This is a genomic window from Sphingomonas sp. 2R-10, assembly GCF_030062225.1.
In the GTDB taxonomy this organism is placed as follows: Bacteria; Pseudomonadota; Alphaproteobacteria; order Sphingomonadales; family Sphingomonadaceae; genus Sphingomonas.
On sequence record NZ_JASCXF010000018.1, the window covers coordinates 1 to 14,241 of the forward strand.

The 14,241-nt window shown below is 68.4% G+C and carries 12 protein-coding genes and 2 tRNA genes; 11 read left to right on the forward strand and 3 right to left on the reverse strand.

Annotation, left to right across the window (positions count from 1 at the left end):
• Positions 1 to 215: 215 nt before the first annotated feature.
• Positions 216 to 1,100 (reverse strand): diacylglycerol/lipid kinase family protein, encoded by an 885-nt coding sequence (locus QLH51_RS09870; RefSeq protein ID WP_125657095.1) that lies wholly within the window; start codon positions 1,098 to 1,100, stop codon positions 216 to 218.
• 83 nt (positions 1,101 to 1,183) lie between these two features.
• Here QLH51_RS09870 and hemB point away from each other — a divergent pair, with 83 nt between their 5' ends.
• From hemB to QLH51_RS09885, 3 genes are read left to right on the forward strand one after another with little or no spacing between them, the layout of a single operon-like run.
• Positions 1,184 to 2,170 carry a porphobilinogen synthase gene (gene hemB / locus QLH51_RS09875; protein WP_125657098.1) on the forward strand — a complete coding sequence of 329 codons (987 nt, stop codon included), beginning with the start codon at positions 1,184 to 1,186 and terminating at the stop codon, positions 2,168 to 2,170.
• Positions 2,167 to 2,697: a GNAT family N-acetyltransferase gene (locus QLH51_RS09880; protein WP_125657101.1), complete on the forward strand. Its 531-nt coding sequence runs from the start codon at positions 2,167 to 2,169 to the stop codon at positions 2,695 to 2,697. Before hemB ends, QLH51_RS09880 begins: the two co-directional genes overlap by 4 nt.
• The gene (locus tag QLH51_RS09885; protein WP_206428976.1) at positions 2,694 to 4,889 is read left to right on the forward strand and encodes a fused MFS/spermidine synthase; all 2,196 of its coding nucleotides are present in this window, start codon (positions 2,694 to 2,696) and stop codon (positions 4,887 to 4,889) included. The genes QLH51_RS09880 and QLH51_RS09885 overlap by 4 nt, the downstream gene beginning before the upstream one ends.
• 138 nt (positions 4,890 to 5,027) lie before the next feature.
• Here QLH51_RS09885 and QLH51_RS09890 read toward each other — a convergent pair whose 3' ends face one another.
• Positions 5,028 to 5,522 (reverse strand): hypothetical protein, encoded by a 495-nt coding sequence (locus QLH51_RS09890; protein WP_125657104.1) that lies wholly within the window; start codon positions 5,520 to 5,522, stop codon positions 5,028 to 5,030.
• An 83-nt stretch (positions 5,523 to 5,605) separates the two neighbouring features.
• On the opposite strand from QLH51_RS09890, the gene QLH51_RS09895 reads away from it, so the two are divergent.
• From QLH51_RS09895 to QLH51_RS09910, 4 genes are all read left to right on the forward strand, one after another.
• Positions 5,606 to 5,682, forward strand: a tRNA-Arg gene (locus QLH51_RS09895).
• A gap of 28 nt (positions 5,683 to 5,710) precedes the next feature.
• Positions 5,711 to 5,787: transfer RNA gene (locus tag QLH51_RS09900), tRNA-Arg, on the forward strand.
• Between the two features lie 425 nt (positions 5,788 to 6,212).
• Positions 6,213 to 6,956 carry a FadR/GntR family transcriptional regulator gene (locus QLH51_RS09905; protein WP_125657324.1) on the forward strand — a complete coding sequence of 248 codons (744 nt, stop codon included), beginning with the start codon at positions 6,213 to 6,215 and terminating at the stop codon, positions 6,954 to 6,956.
• 80 nt (positions 6,957 to 7,036) lie between these two features.
• Positions 7,037 to 8,995: a sialate O-acetylesterase gene (locus QLH51_RS09910; protein ID WP_125657107.1), complete on the forward strand. Its 1,959-nt coding sequence runs from the start codon at positions 7,037 to 7,039 to the stop codon at positions 8,993 to 8,995.
• 36 nt (positions 8,996 to 9,031) lie between these two features.
• On the opposite strand, the gene QLH51_RS09915 is transcribed toward QLH51_RS09910, so the two are convergent.
• Positions 9,032 to 9,658, reverse strand: coding sequence for a hypothetical protein (locus QLH51_RS09915; protein WP_206428978.1), 627 nt, complete (start codon positions 9,656 to 9,658; stop codon positions 9,032 to 9,034).
• A 165-nt stretch (positions 9,659 to 9,823) separates the two neighbouring features.
• On the opposite strand from QLH51_RS09915, the gene QLH51_RS09920 reads away from it, so the two are divergent.
• Genes QLH51_RS09920 through QLH51_RS09935 form a run of 4 tightly spaced genes read left to right on the forward strand, consistent with a single transcriptional unit; the run spans position 9,824 to position 14,137 of the window.
• Positions 9,824 to 11,995, forward strand: a complete 2,172-nt coding sequence (locus QLH51_RS09920; protein ID WP_206428979.1) for a TonB-dependent siderophore receptor — start codon at positions 9,824 to 9,826, stop codon at positions 11,993 to 11,995.
• Positions 11,992 to 12,306 (forward strand): hypothetical protein, encoded by a 315-nt coding sequence (locus QLH51_RS09925; RefSeq protein ID WP_206428980.1) that lies wholly within the window; start codon positions 11,992 to 11,994, stop codon positions 12,304 to 12,306. The genes QLH51_RS09920 and QLH51_RS09925 overlap by 4 nt, the downstream gene beginning before the upstream one ends.
• Positions 12,303 to 13,889: a PepSY-associated TM helix domain-containing protein gene (locus QLH51_RS09930; protein WP_125657116.1), complete on the forward strand. Its 1,587-nt coding sequence runs from the start codon at positions 12,303 to 12,305 to the stop codon at positions 13,887 to 13,889. The genes QLH51_RS09925 and QLH51_RS09930 overlap by 4 nt, the downstream gene beginning before the upstream one ends.
• Positions 13,889 to 14,137 (forward strand): DUF3325 family protein, encoded by a 249-nt coding sequence (locus QLH51_RS09935; RefSeq protein ID WP_206428981.1) that lies wholly within the window; start codon positions 13,889 to 13,891, stop codon positions 14,135 to 14,137. The genes QLH51_RS09930 and QLH51_RS09935 overlap by 1 nt, the downstream gene beginning before the upstream one ends.
• Positions 14,138 to 14,241 lie beyond the last annotated feature (104 nt).

Here is a 14,241-nt window from a genome sequence, read left to right on the forward strand (position 1 = left end):
GCAGCCTTCTTCTGTCATGCTCGCGGCGAGCGGTTTCGGTCCAGCCCATATGATCCCCGTGGTCTTCGCAACCCTCGGTGAATCACAACTGGCTGAAATCGCTCAACCTAATTTCCGGTTGGGCTCTAAGACGCCCATAGTCCGCCCGGAACGGCTCAATGTCTTGTTCGCCTGCGCAGGGAAGGCCCCCGCGCCCGGACACCGCGAATGCCCCGTCACCCCTCGACCGGCGCCATCACCTCGATGATCCCCGCCGCGATCCTTGCCATCACCGGGGTCTTCGCCAGCACCTCGCCATCGATCGAGATCGGTAATGGCGGGATGGTTTCGATCCGCATCGATTGCCCGTGGAACGTGACCGTATCGACCCGGCGTGAATCGAGGCGGAAGAACCCGGCCGCCCAGTTGCGCACGAGGCTGCGCTTGCCCTTCCCCGCGACGACCTGAACGATGATCTCGCCGCTGTCGAGCCGTGCTTCCTCGACCAGTTCGGTGCCGCCGTGGAAGCGGCCGTTGGAGATGCGGACCTCGGTCGCCTGCATCCGCTTGGCGGTTGCGCCCTCGCCGACGACCAGCTCGAACGGATGGAACTTCGCGAATTGCAGCGAGGCCCAGGCAAGATAGCCGACCCGCCCGAACAGCTTCTTGACGCCGTGCGGCACGGTCTTGGCGATCTGCGGCGACAGGCCGATCGCGGCGCAGTTGGCGAAATAGTCGCCATCGACCATGCCGAGGTCGATCCGCTTCGGCCTGCCGGTCTTCAGCACCTCTACCGCGCCGGGAATGTCGAGCGGGATGCCGAGCGTGCGGCAGAAGCTGTTGGCCGTACCGAAAGGCAGCACGCCGAGGATGACGTCATGGCCCAGCAGATGGTCGACGAGGCTGCTGATCGTGCCGTCGCCCCCGCCGAGGATCACGAGGTCGGGCTTGGCCGCCAGCGCGCGTTCCAGCGTCGGGACGAGGTCGTCGGGGTCCTCGACCGCATGGGCGTCGACCTCGAACGCGGCGCCTTGCAGCGCGCGGCACGCCTCGGCAAACTGTGCCTGCCCGCTGCGCGACCGGGCATTGACGATCATGGCGGCGGAGCGGATGCGGTTCATGCGGTCGGTAACGATCCGTAACGAAAATGGAGCCACGCGACTTTGGGTTGATCGCCCTGACCGCTTGGCCCACAAGCCGTGCCATGTCCGCTGCTTATCCTGCGCTCCGCCTGCGGCGCACCCGAGCCACCGGCTGGAGCCGCCGGCTCCACGCCGAAACCATCCTGACGCCCGCCGATCTCATCTGGCCGCTGTTCGTGACCGAGGGCGAGAACGAGGCGGTCGGGGCCCTTCCGGGGGTCTCGCGCTGGAACCTCGCCGGGATCGTCGATCGCGCGCGCGAGGCGCGCGACCTTGGCATCCCGGTGGTCGCGCTGTTCCCCAACACCCCGCCCGCGCTGCGCAGCGGCGACGGGGCGGAGGCATTCAATCCCGACAATCTGATGTGCCGCGCGATCCGCGCCATCAAGGATGCGGTGCCCGATATCGGCGTGCTGACCGACGTCGCGCTCGACCCCTATACCGCGCATGGCCATGACGGCATCGTCGACGCGGCGGGCTATGTCCTGAACGACGTGACGACCGGAGCGCTGGTGCGGCAGGCGATCGTGCAGGCGCAGGCGGGGAGCGATATCGTCGCTCCATCCGACATGATGGACGGCCGCGTCGCCGCGATCCGCGACGCGCTGGAGGGCGACGGGCATCACAACGTCCAGATCATGGCCTATGCCGCCAAATATGCCAGCGCCTTCTATGGCCCGTTCCGCGACGCGGTCGGCACGCATGGCCTGCTGAAAGGCGACAAGAAGACGTATCAGATGGACCCGGCCAACAGCGAGGAGGCGCTGCGCGAGGTCGCGCTCGACATCGCCGAGGGCGCCGACAGCGTGATGGTGAAGCCGGGCATGCCCTATCTCGACATCATCACGCGGGTGAAGGCGGCGTTCGAGGTGCCGGTCTTCGCCTATCAGGTATCTGGCGAATATGCGCTGATCGAGGCGGGCGTGGCAGCGGGCGTGGCGGATCGCGACGCGATGGTGCTGGAAACGCTGATGGCGTTCAAGCGCGCCGGATGCTCGGGCGTGCTGACCTATCACGCGGCGCACGCGGCGCGGCTGCTCGGCGCATGATCGGCACGGAACGGCTGGTCCTGCGCCCGTACGCGGTCGGCGATCGCGCGGCGATCCTGTCGCATGTCGCCGACGCGGAGGTCATGCGCTTCCTGACGCCGTTGCCGACCGACGCGGATGTCGACGCGGCGATCGCGCGGCAGAATGGGTATCAGCGCGATCTCGGCTATTGTTTCTGGAGCGTCGAGGCACGGGCCGGCGGCGCGCTCGTCGGGGTATGCGGGCTGAAGCCGGGCGCGGCGGGCACGCCGCTCGAAGGATCGGTCGAGATCGGCTGGCGTTTCGGCCGCGCGCATTGGGGGCGGGGCTTCGCCCGCGAAGCGGCGGCGGCGTCGCTGGCATGGGGCTTCGACAACCTGCCCGACGCCCGGATCGGTGCGATCACCGTGCTGGCGAATACGCGCAGCTGGGGGCTGATGGAACGGATCGGCATGGTCCGCGACCCCGATGGCGATTTCGATCATCCGGCCGTGCCCGACGACAGTCCGCTCAAGCGCCACATCACCCATTGGAAGGCGCGTCCGTGAGCGGTCCCGAACGTACCGCGGGCTGGCCGATTCGCTGGATCTTCGTCGCGACGATCCTGACGGGGTCGTTCCTGTTGTTCCTCGTCCAGCCGATGGTCGCGCGCATGGCGCTGCCGCAGCTGGGCGGGGCGCCGGCGGTGTGGAATTCGGCGATGCTGGTGTATCAGGCGCTGCTGCTCGGCGGCTATGCCTATGCCCATCTGCTGGGCAAGCTGATGCCCAAGGCGCAGGCGGCGGTGCATATCCTGCTGCTGCTGTGCGCCGCGGTCTGGCTGCCGATCGGGGTCAACAGCACGCCGACCCCGGCGGGGGTGGAGCCGGCGCTGTGGACGCCGTGGCTGCTCGCCGCGTCGATCGGCCCGCTGTTCTTCGCGATTTCGGCGCAGGCGCCGCTGTTGCAGCGCTGGTTCGCATTCATCTGTCCGGGGCGCGACCCCTATGCGCTGTATGCCGCGTCGAACGTCGGCAGTTTCGCCGGGCTGATCGCCTATCCGTTGCTGGTCGAACCGCTGCTGCCGCTGCGGGGACAGAGCTGGGGCTGGAGCATCGGCTATGCGCTGGTGTTCGTGCTGGTGATCGGCTGCGGGTGGCTGTTGCCGCATCGGCGCGAACAGGCGGCGGCGCCGGACGCCGGCGAAGCGCCGGGGCGGTGGCGGGTGCTGCACTGGATCGTACTCGCGCTGGTGCCCTCGGGCCTGATGCTCGCGACCTCGACCTTCCTGACGACCGACATCGTCGCGGTGCCGCTGCTGTGGGTGTTGCCGCTGGGGCTGTACCTGCTCAGCTTCACCGTCGCCTTCGCCGACCGGCGCGGGCTGGCGAATGCGATCACCACCTATGCGCCGATCACGATCCTGGTGTTCGGCGGCATGATGATCGGCGGACACCACGACTATCCGCTGCTGAGCGCGTTGGCGGCGCTGACGCTGCTGTTTGCGGTGTCGGTGACGCTGCATGCCCGGATGTATGCGCTGCGGCCCGAGCCGGCACGGCTGACCGGCTTCTACCTCGCCATGTCGGTCGGCGGTGCGCTGGGCGGCGTGTTCGCCGGACTGATCGCGCCGGTGCTGTTCGACTGGACCTATGAATATCCGCTGCTGATCCTCGCCGCCGGCATCCTCGCGCCATTGCCCTATCTGTTGCCCGCCACGCAGCGGCTCTGGCAGTCGGGCGGCGCGACGTTGCGGATCGCCGCGCTGCTGGCGGTGGCGGGGCTGGTCGCGATCGGGCTGGTCAATCCCGGCGCGATGCTGGGGCCCAAGCCCGAGCCGATCGCCTTTTTCGGAATCGTCGCGATCGGCCTGATCGCGATCGGATCGCGCATCCCGTTCGTCTTCGCGCTGGCCGGCGCGCTGTTCCTGTTCGGTGGCTATCGTGCGCTGACCCTGTCGCTGGAGCCCGGTGCCCGCACCCGCAGCTATTTCGGCGTCTACACGATCATCCGTGGCAAGGACGTCAACGAGTTGCAGCACGGCACGACGCTGCACGGCATCCAGCTGACCGGTACGCCCGAGCGCGAGCGAACGCCGACCACCTATTACGTCCCGCAATCGGGCGTGGGCGAGGCGTTGCGCGCCGCCCCGGCGATCTACGGCCGCGCCGCCCGGATCGGCATCGTCGGTCTGGGCACCGGTACGCTCGCCTGTTACGCGCAGCCGGGCCAGCTATGGCGCTTCTACGAGATCGACCCGGTCGTGGTCCGCATCGCCCGCGATTCGGGCGCCTTCACCTTCCTGAAGCGCTGCGCCCCCGATGCGCAGATCGTGATGGGCGACGCGCGGCTGAGCCTGTCGGAGGAGCCGGCCGGCAGCCTCGACCTGCTGGCGCTCGACGCGTTCTCGTCGGACGCGGTGCCGATGCACCTGATGACGCGCGAGGCGTTCGACACCTATGGCCGGGTGCTCGGGCGCCGCGGGCTGTTGCTGGTGCATGTCTCCAACCGCTATCTCGACCTGCCGCCGGTGGTGGCGCGCACCGCGAGCGGGTGGATGGCGGCACAGCTGCCCTATCAACCGGCCTCGTCGCTCGGCCCGGAAACCGGATCGCTGTGGATCGCGCTGACCCGCGACCCCGAAGTGCTCGCGACGCTGCTGGCCGATGGCGATGCGTGGGAACCACTGCCGATCACCGACGCCGAACCCTGGACCGATGACTATGCGTCGATCCTGCCGGCGCTGCGTGCCCTCAAGTGACTGGAGCTTGATCCACTCATATTGAAACGGACGTCATCCCGGCGAAGGCTGGGATCTCCCGGTGATGGCGCGGAGCAGAAGCCGATGGAGACCCCAGCCTTCGCCGGGGTGACGTTTCCATGCGGATGGATCAAACACCTAGCGGAGCGTCGCGTTGAGCGTGGCGATGGCGGTACGTTGTTCCGCGGCGGCCGCCGTCGCCTGCGCGACTGCCCGATCGAGCGCGGGGTAGGGCGGGGCACCGGTCGCGGCGCGATCGATCGCGAGGCGTTCGAGGTCGCCGAGCGGGGCGTCGATCGCGGTGCGTGCCACGTCGAGCTGCGCCAGCGCGACCTGCGCCCCCAGCCATCGCTCGCTGCCTTCGCCGCTGCTCCTTGCCGTCTCGACCGTCGGTCGCGCCTTGGCAATCGCCGCATCGAACGCGCGGGCCGCACCCGCCACGTCGCGGCCCAGCGCCGCGATCCTCGCATCCAGCGTCGCGTCGGGCGTCGCCACCGGGACCGGGCGGTTCGGCTCGGCCAGGCTGATCCTTTCGATCGGACGTGGCAGAAGCGACGGATAGTCCCCCGCCGGTGCGGCACAGGCCGACAACAAGGCGGCGAACAGGACGGGGGAAAGGGGGACGCGGGTCATGCACCCTCGATACGCATCCAAAAAAATTCGCACAACGGGCTTGCCACCATCCGCTTCCCCCTCTAGCAGGCGGCCTCCACAGCGCGCCCGTAGCTCAGCTGGATAGAGCATCAGACTACGAATCTGAGGGTCGGACGTTCGAATCGTTCCGGGCGCACCAGTGGAACCAGGTCGACATGACTGAGAATGCGCCCGTAGCTCAGCTGGATAGAGCATCAGACTACGAATCTGAGGGTCGGACGTTCGAATCGTTCCGGGCGCGCCATTCTCCCCCAAACCGCACCACCGACCACTCCGCCGCCCCGTATGGCGGGAACGTGCGTCCCCTGCGGTGTCCCGCGGCATCAGAGTTTGAGCCATCCGTATGGAACCGTCACCCCGGCGAAGGCTGGGGGTCTCCATCGGCTCCCGCTGCGCGCTACCACCGGGAGATCCCAGCCTGCGCCGGGATGACGTCCGTTTCCATAGAGATGGATCAAATTCTAGTCGGGTTGATCGCGGCGTCCCCTTTGCCGGTCCTGCCCCTGTTTGACCCGACGCGCGCTGCTGCATAGCATCGTACGCCATCGCCGCGGGCCATCGGACGTGCCATATTACCACTACATTACCCGATCGGGACAGGCGGCCCGCACCGCCCATGGAAGAGGAAGCCGCGTGACCACGAAGGACGGGCAGGACAAGACCGCCGATATCGATCCCGCCGGCGAAGCGGCCCTGGCCGAAACCGGCGGGGCGACCCGCAAGGGGTCCGGGCGACGACTGCGCGGTGCGGTGGCGCATTATCTGGGCACCGCGATCGTATCGGGCCGGATCAAGCCGGGCGAATTGCTGACCGGTGAGGTCGCCAATGCCGAAGCGCTCGACGTGTCGCGCAGCGCCTATCGCGAGGCGGTGCAGGTACTGACCGCCAAGGGGCTGGTCGAAAGCCGGCCGAAGATCGGCACGCGCGTGCTGCCGCGCCGGCGCTGGAACTTCCTCGACCCGATGGTGCTGGCCTGGGCGTTCGACGGGGAACCCAACATCGCCTTCGTCCGTGGCCTGTTCGAACTGCGCGCGGTGGTCGAACCCGCCGTCGCCCGCCTTGCCGCCGAACGACGCGACAAGGACGATATCAAGGCGCTGAAACAGGCACTTGCCGGTATGCGCCGCTACACGCTGGCCACCGAAGCCGGCCGCGCCGCCGACCGCGATTTCCACGACGCGCTGCTCTACGCCACGCATAACGAGACCTTCGTCGCGCTCAGCGCCAGCATCGGTGCGGCGGTGAACTGGACCACGCAGTTCAAGCAGCGGCAACGCGCCCTGCCGCGCGACCCGGTGCCCGACCATAGCCGCGTGTTCGACGCAGTGGTGGCGGGCGATCCGCGCGCCGCGGAAGAAGCGATGACCGCGCTGGTTTCGCTTGCGCTGGAGGATACTCGCACCGCGATGTGACGATCGCCGCCACCGTCCGCAGGGCTGGCGCGCGGCGGCCTGCTGCGCCATGGTAGCGGTCACACATCGGAGGGGGGAATATGGGTTCGATCGCGGGATGGATGGGCGGCGTCACGGCCGCGCTGCTGGCAGGCGTGGCACCGGTGGCGGGGCAGGGCGTGGTGCCGGGCTTCGCCAACATCTTTGCCGATCATGGCGTGCTGCAACGCGACCGGCCGATCACCCTGTGGGGGACGGCCAGCGGGGGCGAAACGGTGACCATACGGCTCGGCGATCGCAGCACGACGGCGGTTGCCGGGGCCGATGGCCGCTGGCGCGCGACGTTGCCGGCGATGCAGGCGGGCGGTCCCTATACGCTGGAAGTGGCCGGCTCCGCTGCAGCCGCGCAGAAACTGTCCGACATCATGATCGGCGACGTGTTCCTGTGCGGTGGCCAGTCGAACATGGAGTTTCAGGTCAAGCATGCCACCGGGCTGGAAGTGATCCCGGCGGCCAACGACGCCGATCTGCGTTTTGTGACGATACCCGATACCAGCCGCGCGGCGCCTGCCGCCGACCTGCCGGCACGTGCCCAGTGGCGGCAGGTGTCGCCGGAAACGGTCGGCGAGGCATCGGCGGTCTGTTACTTCATGGCGCGGCAGCTGCGGACGACCGAGAAGGTGCCGATGGGCTTCATCGCTTCCGAATGGGGCGGCACGCGGATCGAAAGCTGGATCAGCGCGTCCACGCTCGGCAAGCTGCCGGGTTTCGCCGAGGGGCTGACGGCGGTCGCGACCTATGGCCGCGATCCGGCGGCCGCGATCACCGCCGATGGTGCCCGCCGCGAACGGGTGTGGGACGGCATCGACCCCGCGGCAAAGGCCGAGCGCGCGTTTCGGAGCGCGACGTTCGACGATCGGGGCTGGGCTACCGTGCCGGCGGATGACGGCCAGCTGCCCGCGTCCGATCGCGCGGGGCTGGGCGGCGCGGTCTGGCTGCGTACCGCAGTCGACCTGACGCCCGAACAGGCGGCGGGCGGGCGGCGGATCCAGCTCGGGCCGATCGGGGCGTTCGACGAAACCTATATCAACGGTCGCTATGTCGGCGGCGGTAGCGTCGACTGGGCATGGCGCAACTACGACCTGCCGGCCGGCGTACTGCGTGCCGGCCGCAACGTCGTCGCGATCCGCGCGGTAAGGGCGAACGGCCGGATGGCGTTCGGCAACGTGTCGAACCGGCTGATCGGGCTGGCCGATGGCGGTGTGGTGCCGCTGTCGGGGCCGTGGCGCTATCGCATCGGTTCCCCGATCGGCGACGATGTCCGCATCGCACCGGCGCCGTGGGAGGTGCCGAACAGCCTGACCACGCTCTACAACGGCATGATCGCGCCGCTGGCGGGCTATGGGCTGAAGCTCGCCGCGTGGTATCAGGGGGAGTCGAATGCCGGCGAACCCGGCACCTATCGTGCGTTGCTGGGCGGATTGATGGCCGACTGGCGCCACACCTTCGCCGCACCCGAGCTGCCGTTCTTCGTCGTGCAACTGACCGCGTTCGGCAAGGCGCAGACCGCACCGACCGATTCGGGCTGGGCGGCGCTGCGACAGGCGCAGGCCGAGGCCGTTGCCGCCGACCGCCATGCCGGCCTAGCCGTGACGCTCGACGTCGGCGACCGGTTCGACATCCACCCGGCGCAGAAGAAGATCGTCGGCGAACGCCTCGCCCGGCTGGCGAGCGTCGTCGCCTATGGCCGGACCGGGCTGCGCAGCGGTCCGGAGGCGGTCGGTGCGATCCGGCAGGGAAGCGACGTCGTCGTCCGGTTCCGCAACGTAACCGGCGGGCTACAGCGCTATGGCGGGGCAGGGGCGATCGGCTTCGAACGCTGCGCCGGCACGACGTGCAGCTTCGTCGACGGCGTGGTGCAGGGCGATACGGTCATCCTGCCCGGCGCCAACCGACCGGAGGTGACCGCGATCCGCTATGCATGGTCCGACGCGCCGTTCGTGAACCTGTTCGACGGCGCCGACCTGCCGGCCGCGCCGTTCACCCTGCCGTTGCGGTAACGGTTTCGGCGGCGGGGGGCCCCGCCGCCGACCGGTTCATTCGACGACGAAGGTCGTGGTGGCGATGTGGTGCAGCTTGTCGACCGGACCGGCGGCGACGTTCAGCTTGCCGGTTTCGACCTGCGCCGCGGTCAGCAGATATCGCCCCTTGCCCTCCGCCGGCACCGCGATGCTCCCGTCCGCCGCCGCGACCAGTTCGACCGATTTGCGCGCCGGGGTGATCAGCGTCACCTTGGCGGCGGGCACCGGCTTGCCGTCGTGCAGCAGCGCGAAGCGGGTGCCGTTCGCGGTCGTCGGCGCAATTTCGTAAGGCATCTTCGCGGCGGTCCCGCTGCGACCGGCACGGGCGTAATAGATCACGCCCTCTTTGGCGCCGGCATCGCCCCACGGCTCGAACACCGAATTGTCGACGACCCGGACGTCGCCCGGCGCGACCTCCGCTTCGATGAAGCCGGCACGGCGGACCTGTCGCGCCATGGGCTGGTCGACGACCTTCGGCGCCTGCAACCGCTTGAATTCGGGATCGCCGCCCGGCGGCAGCGGTTCGGCCGGCTCACCCAGATAGATGCGCGCCGGGCCGTTGCCGTCGCGTTCGACCCAGACTTCGTGCGCATCGGCGATCGCCGGCATGGCCAGCGCGATCAACAGGGCAAGGCTTCGCATATTCATCTCCCGGTTCGACGACATCCGTCGTTCACCGGTCTGTATATAGTAATGATAGTCGCTCGCAATAGCGTTGCAATCCGCTCATATGCCTTGTAGGGCACGCCGTATTGAAAGCGATTCGCAAAAGGGAACGGGATGCGGCCTTCGGTACGACACAAGACTTTGGCTGCGCTGCTCGCGATGCTGTTGCCCGTCCTTCCCGCTGCCGCCGAACCGGTGACGACGGCCGACGACGATACCCAGCGCGAGGACGGCATCGTCGTCGTCGGCAAGAGCTACGGCCAGGCGGTCGGCAAAACCGTCACGCCGCTGAAGGACGTGCCGAACACCATCACCGTGATCGATCAGGAACAGTTGCAACAGCGCAACCTGTTCACGCTGGAGGATGCGCTGACCGTCACCAACGGCGTCACGGTGACCGGGATCAGCAGCGAAGACCCGTCCTTTCTCTCGCGCGGCTTCACCATCAACAATTACCTCGTCGACGGCGTCCCGACCTTCGCCTTCGGATTCCCGGCGGTCGTGCCCGACCTGTTCCTGTACGACCGGGTCGAGGTCCTGCGCGGCCCCGCCGGCCTGTTCAGCGGTGCGGGCAATCCGGCGGGCAGCATCAACCTGGTCCGCAAGCGGCCGCTGGCCGAACGCTCGGTCAGCGCGCTGGCGGGCTATGGCAGCTATCGGAACCTGCGCGCGGAACTCGACGTGTCGACCCCGCTCGACGACCGGTCGGGCGTGCGGCTGGGCGCGATGGTACAGGATCAGGACCAGTTCTTCGACGTCGCCCACCGCTATCGCTTCGCCGCGTTCGGCGTGGCCGACACGAAGATCGGCGATGATACGACGCTGACCGTCGGCGGCAATTACGACCTGTTCAAGCCCGCGATCCAGTCCGGGCTTCCCGGCATCATCGGCGGGACGGACGGCAGCGAGGGCCAGTTGCTGGACGTGGACCGCGCCACCTATCTCGGCGCCGACTGGAACCGCTTCCGCTCGGAAAGCTGGTCGGGCTTCGTCGAACTGGCGCACCGGGTCAGCGACCGCTGGACGCTGCGCGCCACGGGCATGGTGACCGATGTCGATCGCACCGACGTCTACAGCTATATCGGCAACCAGCCGGTCACGCCGACCAATGGCGTCACCAGCCATATCGCGTTTCGCGGCGACAGCGCGATGCAGACCCGGTCATTCGATTTCAACGGGGTAGGGAGCTTTCCTGCGTTCGGACGCGAACAGACGCTGATCGTCGGCGCGGATTACCAGGCGAGCAGATCGACCTCCGCCAATGCGCGCCGGTCGAACTATGCCACGATCAACGTCTTCGCGCCCGTGTCGCCGGCCGAACCGGATCTCGATCCCTATGCGCTGGCCGCCGGCAAGGTGGTCGGCGGCAGCCTGACCGATGTCGAGCAATATGGCCTGTACGGACAATTGCGGCTCAGCCCGTTCGCCGGGCTGACGCTGGTCGGCGGTGGCCGCATGACGTGGTGGGATACGACGATCACGCTGACCTCTGCGCAACTGGTGCGCGGAACGCCGTCGACCTACAGCTTCGACGAACGGTTCACCCCCTATGCCGGGGTGGTGTGGGACGTGACCGACGACCTGAACCTCTATGCAAGCTATGCCGACAGCTTCACGCCGCAGGCCCCGGTTGGCGGCCGGGTGCGTCCCGACGGCCGCGCGCTGGACCCACTGATCGGCGAGCAGTACGAGGCGGGGAGCAAGCTGTCGCTGATGGACAAGCGCCTCCTGCTGTCGGCGGCGGTGTATCAGATCACGCAGAACAATCGCGTCTTCAACGACCCCAATCTCGACACGATCGTCTACCAGATCGGCAAGGTCCGCGCGCGCGGCGTCGAGGCGGAGGCGAGCGGCGAGATCCTGCCTGGCTGGCGCGTCAACGGCGGCTATACCTTCACCCGGACCAAGTATCTGGAGGAGGCCAATCCGGTGCTGGAGGGGTTGAGCCTGTTGCCGGTGATACCCGAGCATATGGTCAAGCTGTTCACCAACTACGAACCCACCGACGGTCCGCTGGCCGGGGCCAGCGTCGGCGCGGGCGTGACGTGGTTCGACGCGACGTGGAGCGGCAATCCCGCGGCGTTCAACGCCAACGGAACGATCCGCACGCGTTCGACGATCGTGCGCCAAGGCGCCTATGCCGTTGCCGACCTGCGTGCCGGCTACAAGCTGACCGACGCACTGTCGGTCGCGGTCAACGTCAACAACCTGTTCGACCGCAACTATTTCGCGCGCATCTCGTCGACCGGTCGCGGCAATTACTATGGCAGCCCGCGCACCGTGTTCGCCACGATCCGGGCAACCTTCCCGTGAAGGCGGCCCGGCAGGAGCGCCACATCCTGTGGCACCGGCTGGGCGACAATGCCCTGCGCCTGATCGCGGCGCTGCCGGTCGGCTATGCGGTCGCGTCGCTATGGTCGATGGCGCTGGCGCGCATCCTGCCGGGGGAGCGGGCACAGGCGACGATCGCCGCCGCGCTGATCGCGTTGGTGCTGTGCGTCGGCGCCGCGATGTGGGCCTATGCCGCACGCAGCGGCTGGCGGGCCCTGTGGACGCTGGTCGTCGCGGGCGGCGTGGCCGGCGCGATCTGCTGGGGATCGGTCGCGATCTGGGGACGGATATGAGCAAGGGGTTTCGCCAGTCGCAATCGACGCTGCATACCTGGTCGGGGTTGCTGCTCGGCTGGCTGCTGTTCGCGATCTTCGTCGCCGGCACCGCGGCCTATTGGCGCGAGGCGCTGAACCGCTGGTCGCGACCCGAGCTGGCGCGGGTCGAGAGCACCGACCGGGTCGTGCAGGGTGCGGTCGCGTACCTGTCGCGCAAGGCACCCGACGCACAGAGCTGGTTCATCACCGTGCCGACACCGCAGAGCGCGGGTGCCGACCTGTTCTGGGTCCCCGCCGCCAGGCCCGTCGAGGAAGGCCGTGGCCGGCGCGGGCGCCGCGATACCCGCGCTTTCATCGGCAGCGACGGGCAGGCGGGCACCGCGCGCGAGACCCGCGGCGGCGAGTTCTTCTACCGTTTTCATTTCGACCTGGACTACATGCCGGTCTTCTGGGCGCGCTGGATCGTCGGCATTGCCGCGATGTTCATGCTGGTCGCGATCTTCACCGGCATCGTCACCCACAAGAAGATATTCCGCGACTTCTTCACGCTGCGGCGGGGGAAGGGGCAGCGGTCGTGGCTCGACGGGCACAATGCCACCGCGGTGCTGGCGCTGCCGTTCCACCTGATGATTACCTATACCGGGCTGGTCACGCTGATCGCGATGCTGATGCCATGGGCGATCGTCGCCAATTACAGCGACGAGGCGAAGCTCTACGACGCCGTCTTTCCGCAGGCACCGGTGGTCGAACGGACCGGTCGGGCAGCGCCGCTGGTCGACCTCGCCTCCGTCGTCCACGATGCCGAGCGGCGGATCGGCGGGTCGGTCGGCTATGTCACCGTCTTCAACCCCGGCGACGCGGCGGCGCGCATCACGCTGACCCGGTCGGGCACGTCGATGCTGTCGGCGCGGACGCCCGGCATCGCCTATGACGGCGTCACCGGCCGGATGCTGTGGCAGGCACCGCCACCCGGCGGCGCGGTGGAGACGCAGGGGGTGATGGTCGGGCTGCACGCGGGACGCTTCGGCGATTATCCGATGCGCTGGCTGTATTTCCTGTGCGGCATCGCCGGATCGCTGATGGTCGCCAGCGGCCTCGTGCTCTGGACCGTCAAGCGGCGCGAGCGGCTGCCCGATCCGGCACACCCGCCGTTCGGCTTCCGGGTGGTCGAGCGGCTGAACATCGGCTTCGTCGCCGGCTTCCCGATCGCGATGACCGTCTATCTCTGGGCCAACCGCCTGCTGTCGTTCACGCTGGAGCGGCGCGCCGATCAGGAGGTCAACACGATGTTCGCCGGCTGGGCGATAGTGTTCCTCTATGCACTCGCCCGCCGTCCGGCACGGGCATGGGTCGAACTGCTGACGTTGCAGGCGGCGTTGCTGGTGCTGTTGCCGCTCTACAACCTCGTCGCGCTGCCGACCGGACTGACCGCGACGATCGCGCAGGGCGACTGGGTGCTGGCCGGCGTCGACCTGACCTTCCTCGCGCTGGGCGCGGGGTTCGGTTTAGCGGCATGGCGCGTCCACTGCTTCCGGCCGAAGAATCGCCGCCGCCCCGCCCGGACGGCTGCGCCCGCTGCCGGGTGGGCACCGGCGGAATGATGCTCGTCGCGCTCCTGTCGGCGCTCGGCGCCTTCGCCCTGCTGGCGCTGGCCAGCGACCGTCACCGGGACCGCTGGCAGGGTGCCGATCCACGCTGGCGCCGCTTGGCGGGCTGGGCGCTGGTGATCGTCACCTTCGCGGCCGGTTTCGCCGCGTGGGGGCCGGTCTATGGCGCGATCGGCGCGACCGGGCTGTTGATGTTCTCCGCCGGCGTCAGCTTTCTGGCGCTGAACCTCACCCGGCGTTAGGTGTTTGATCCACTCCTATTGAAACGGGCGTCATCCTAGCCAAGGCCGGGATCTCCGGTGGTAGCAGCAGGAGCTGAGGGAGACCCCAGCCTTCGCTGGGGTGA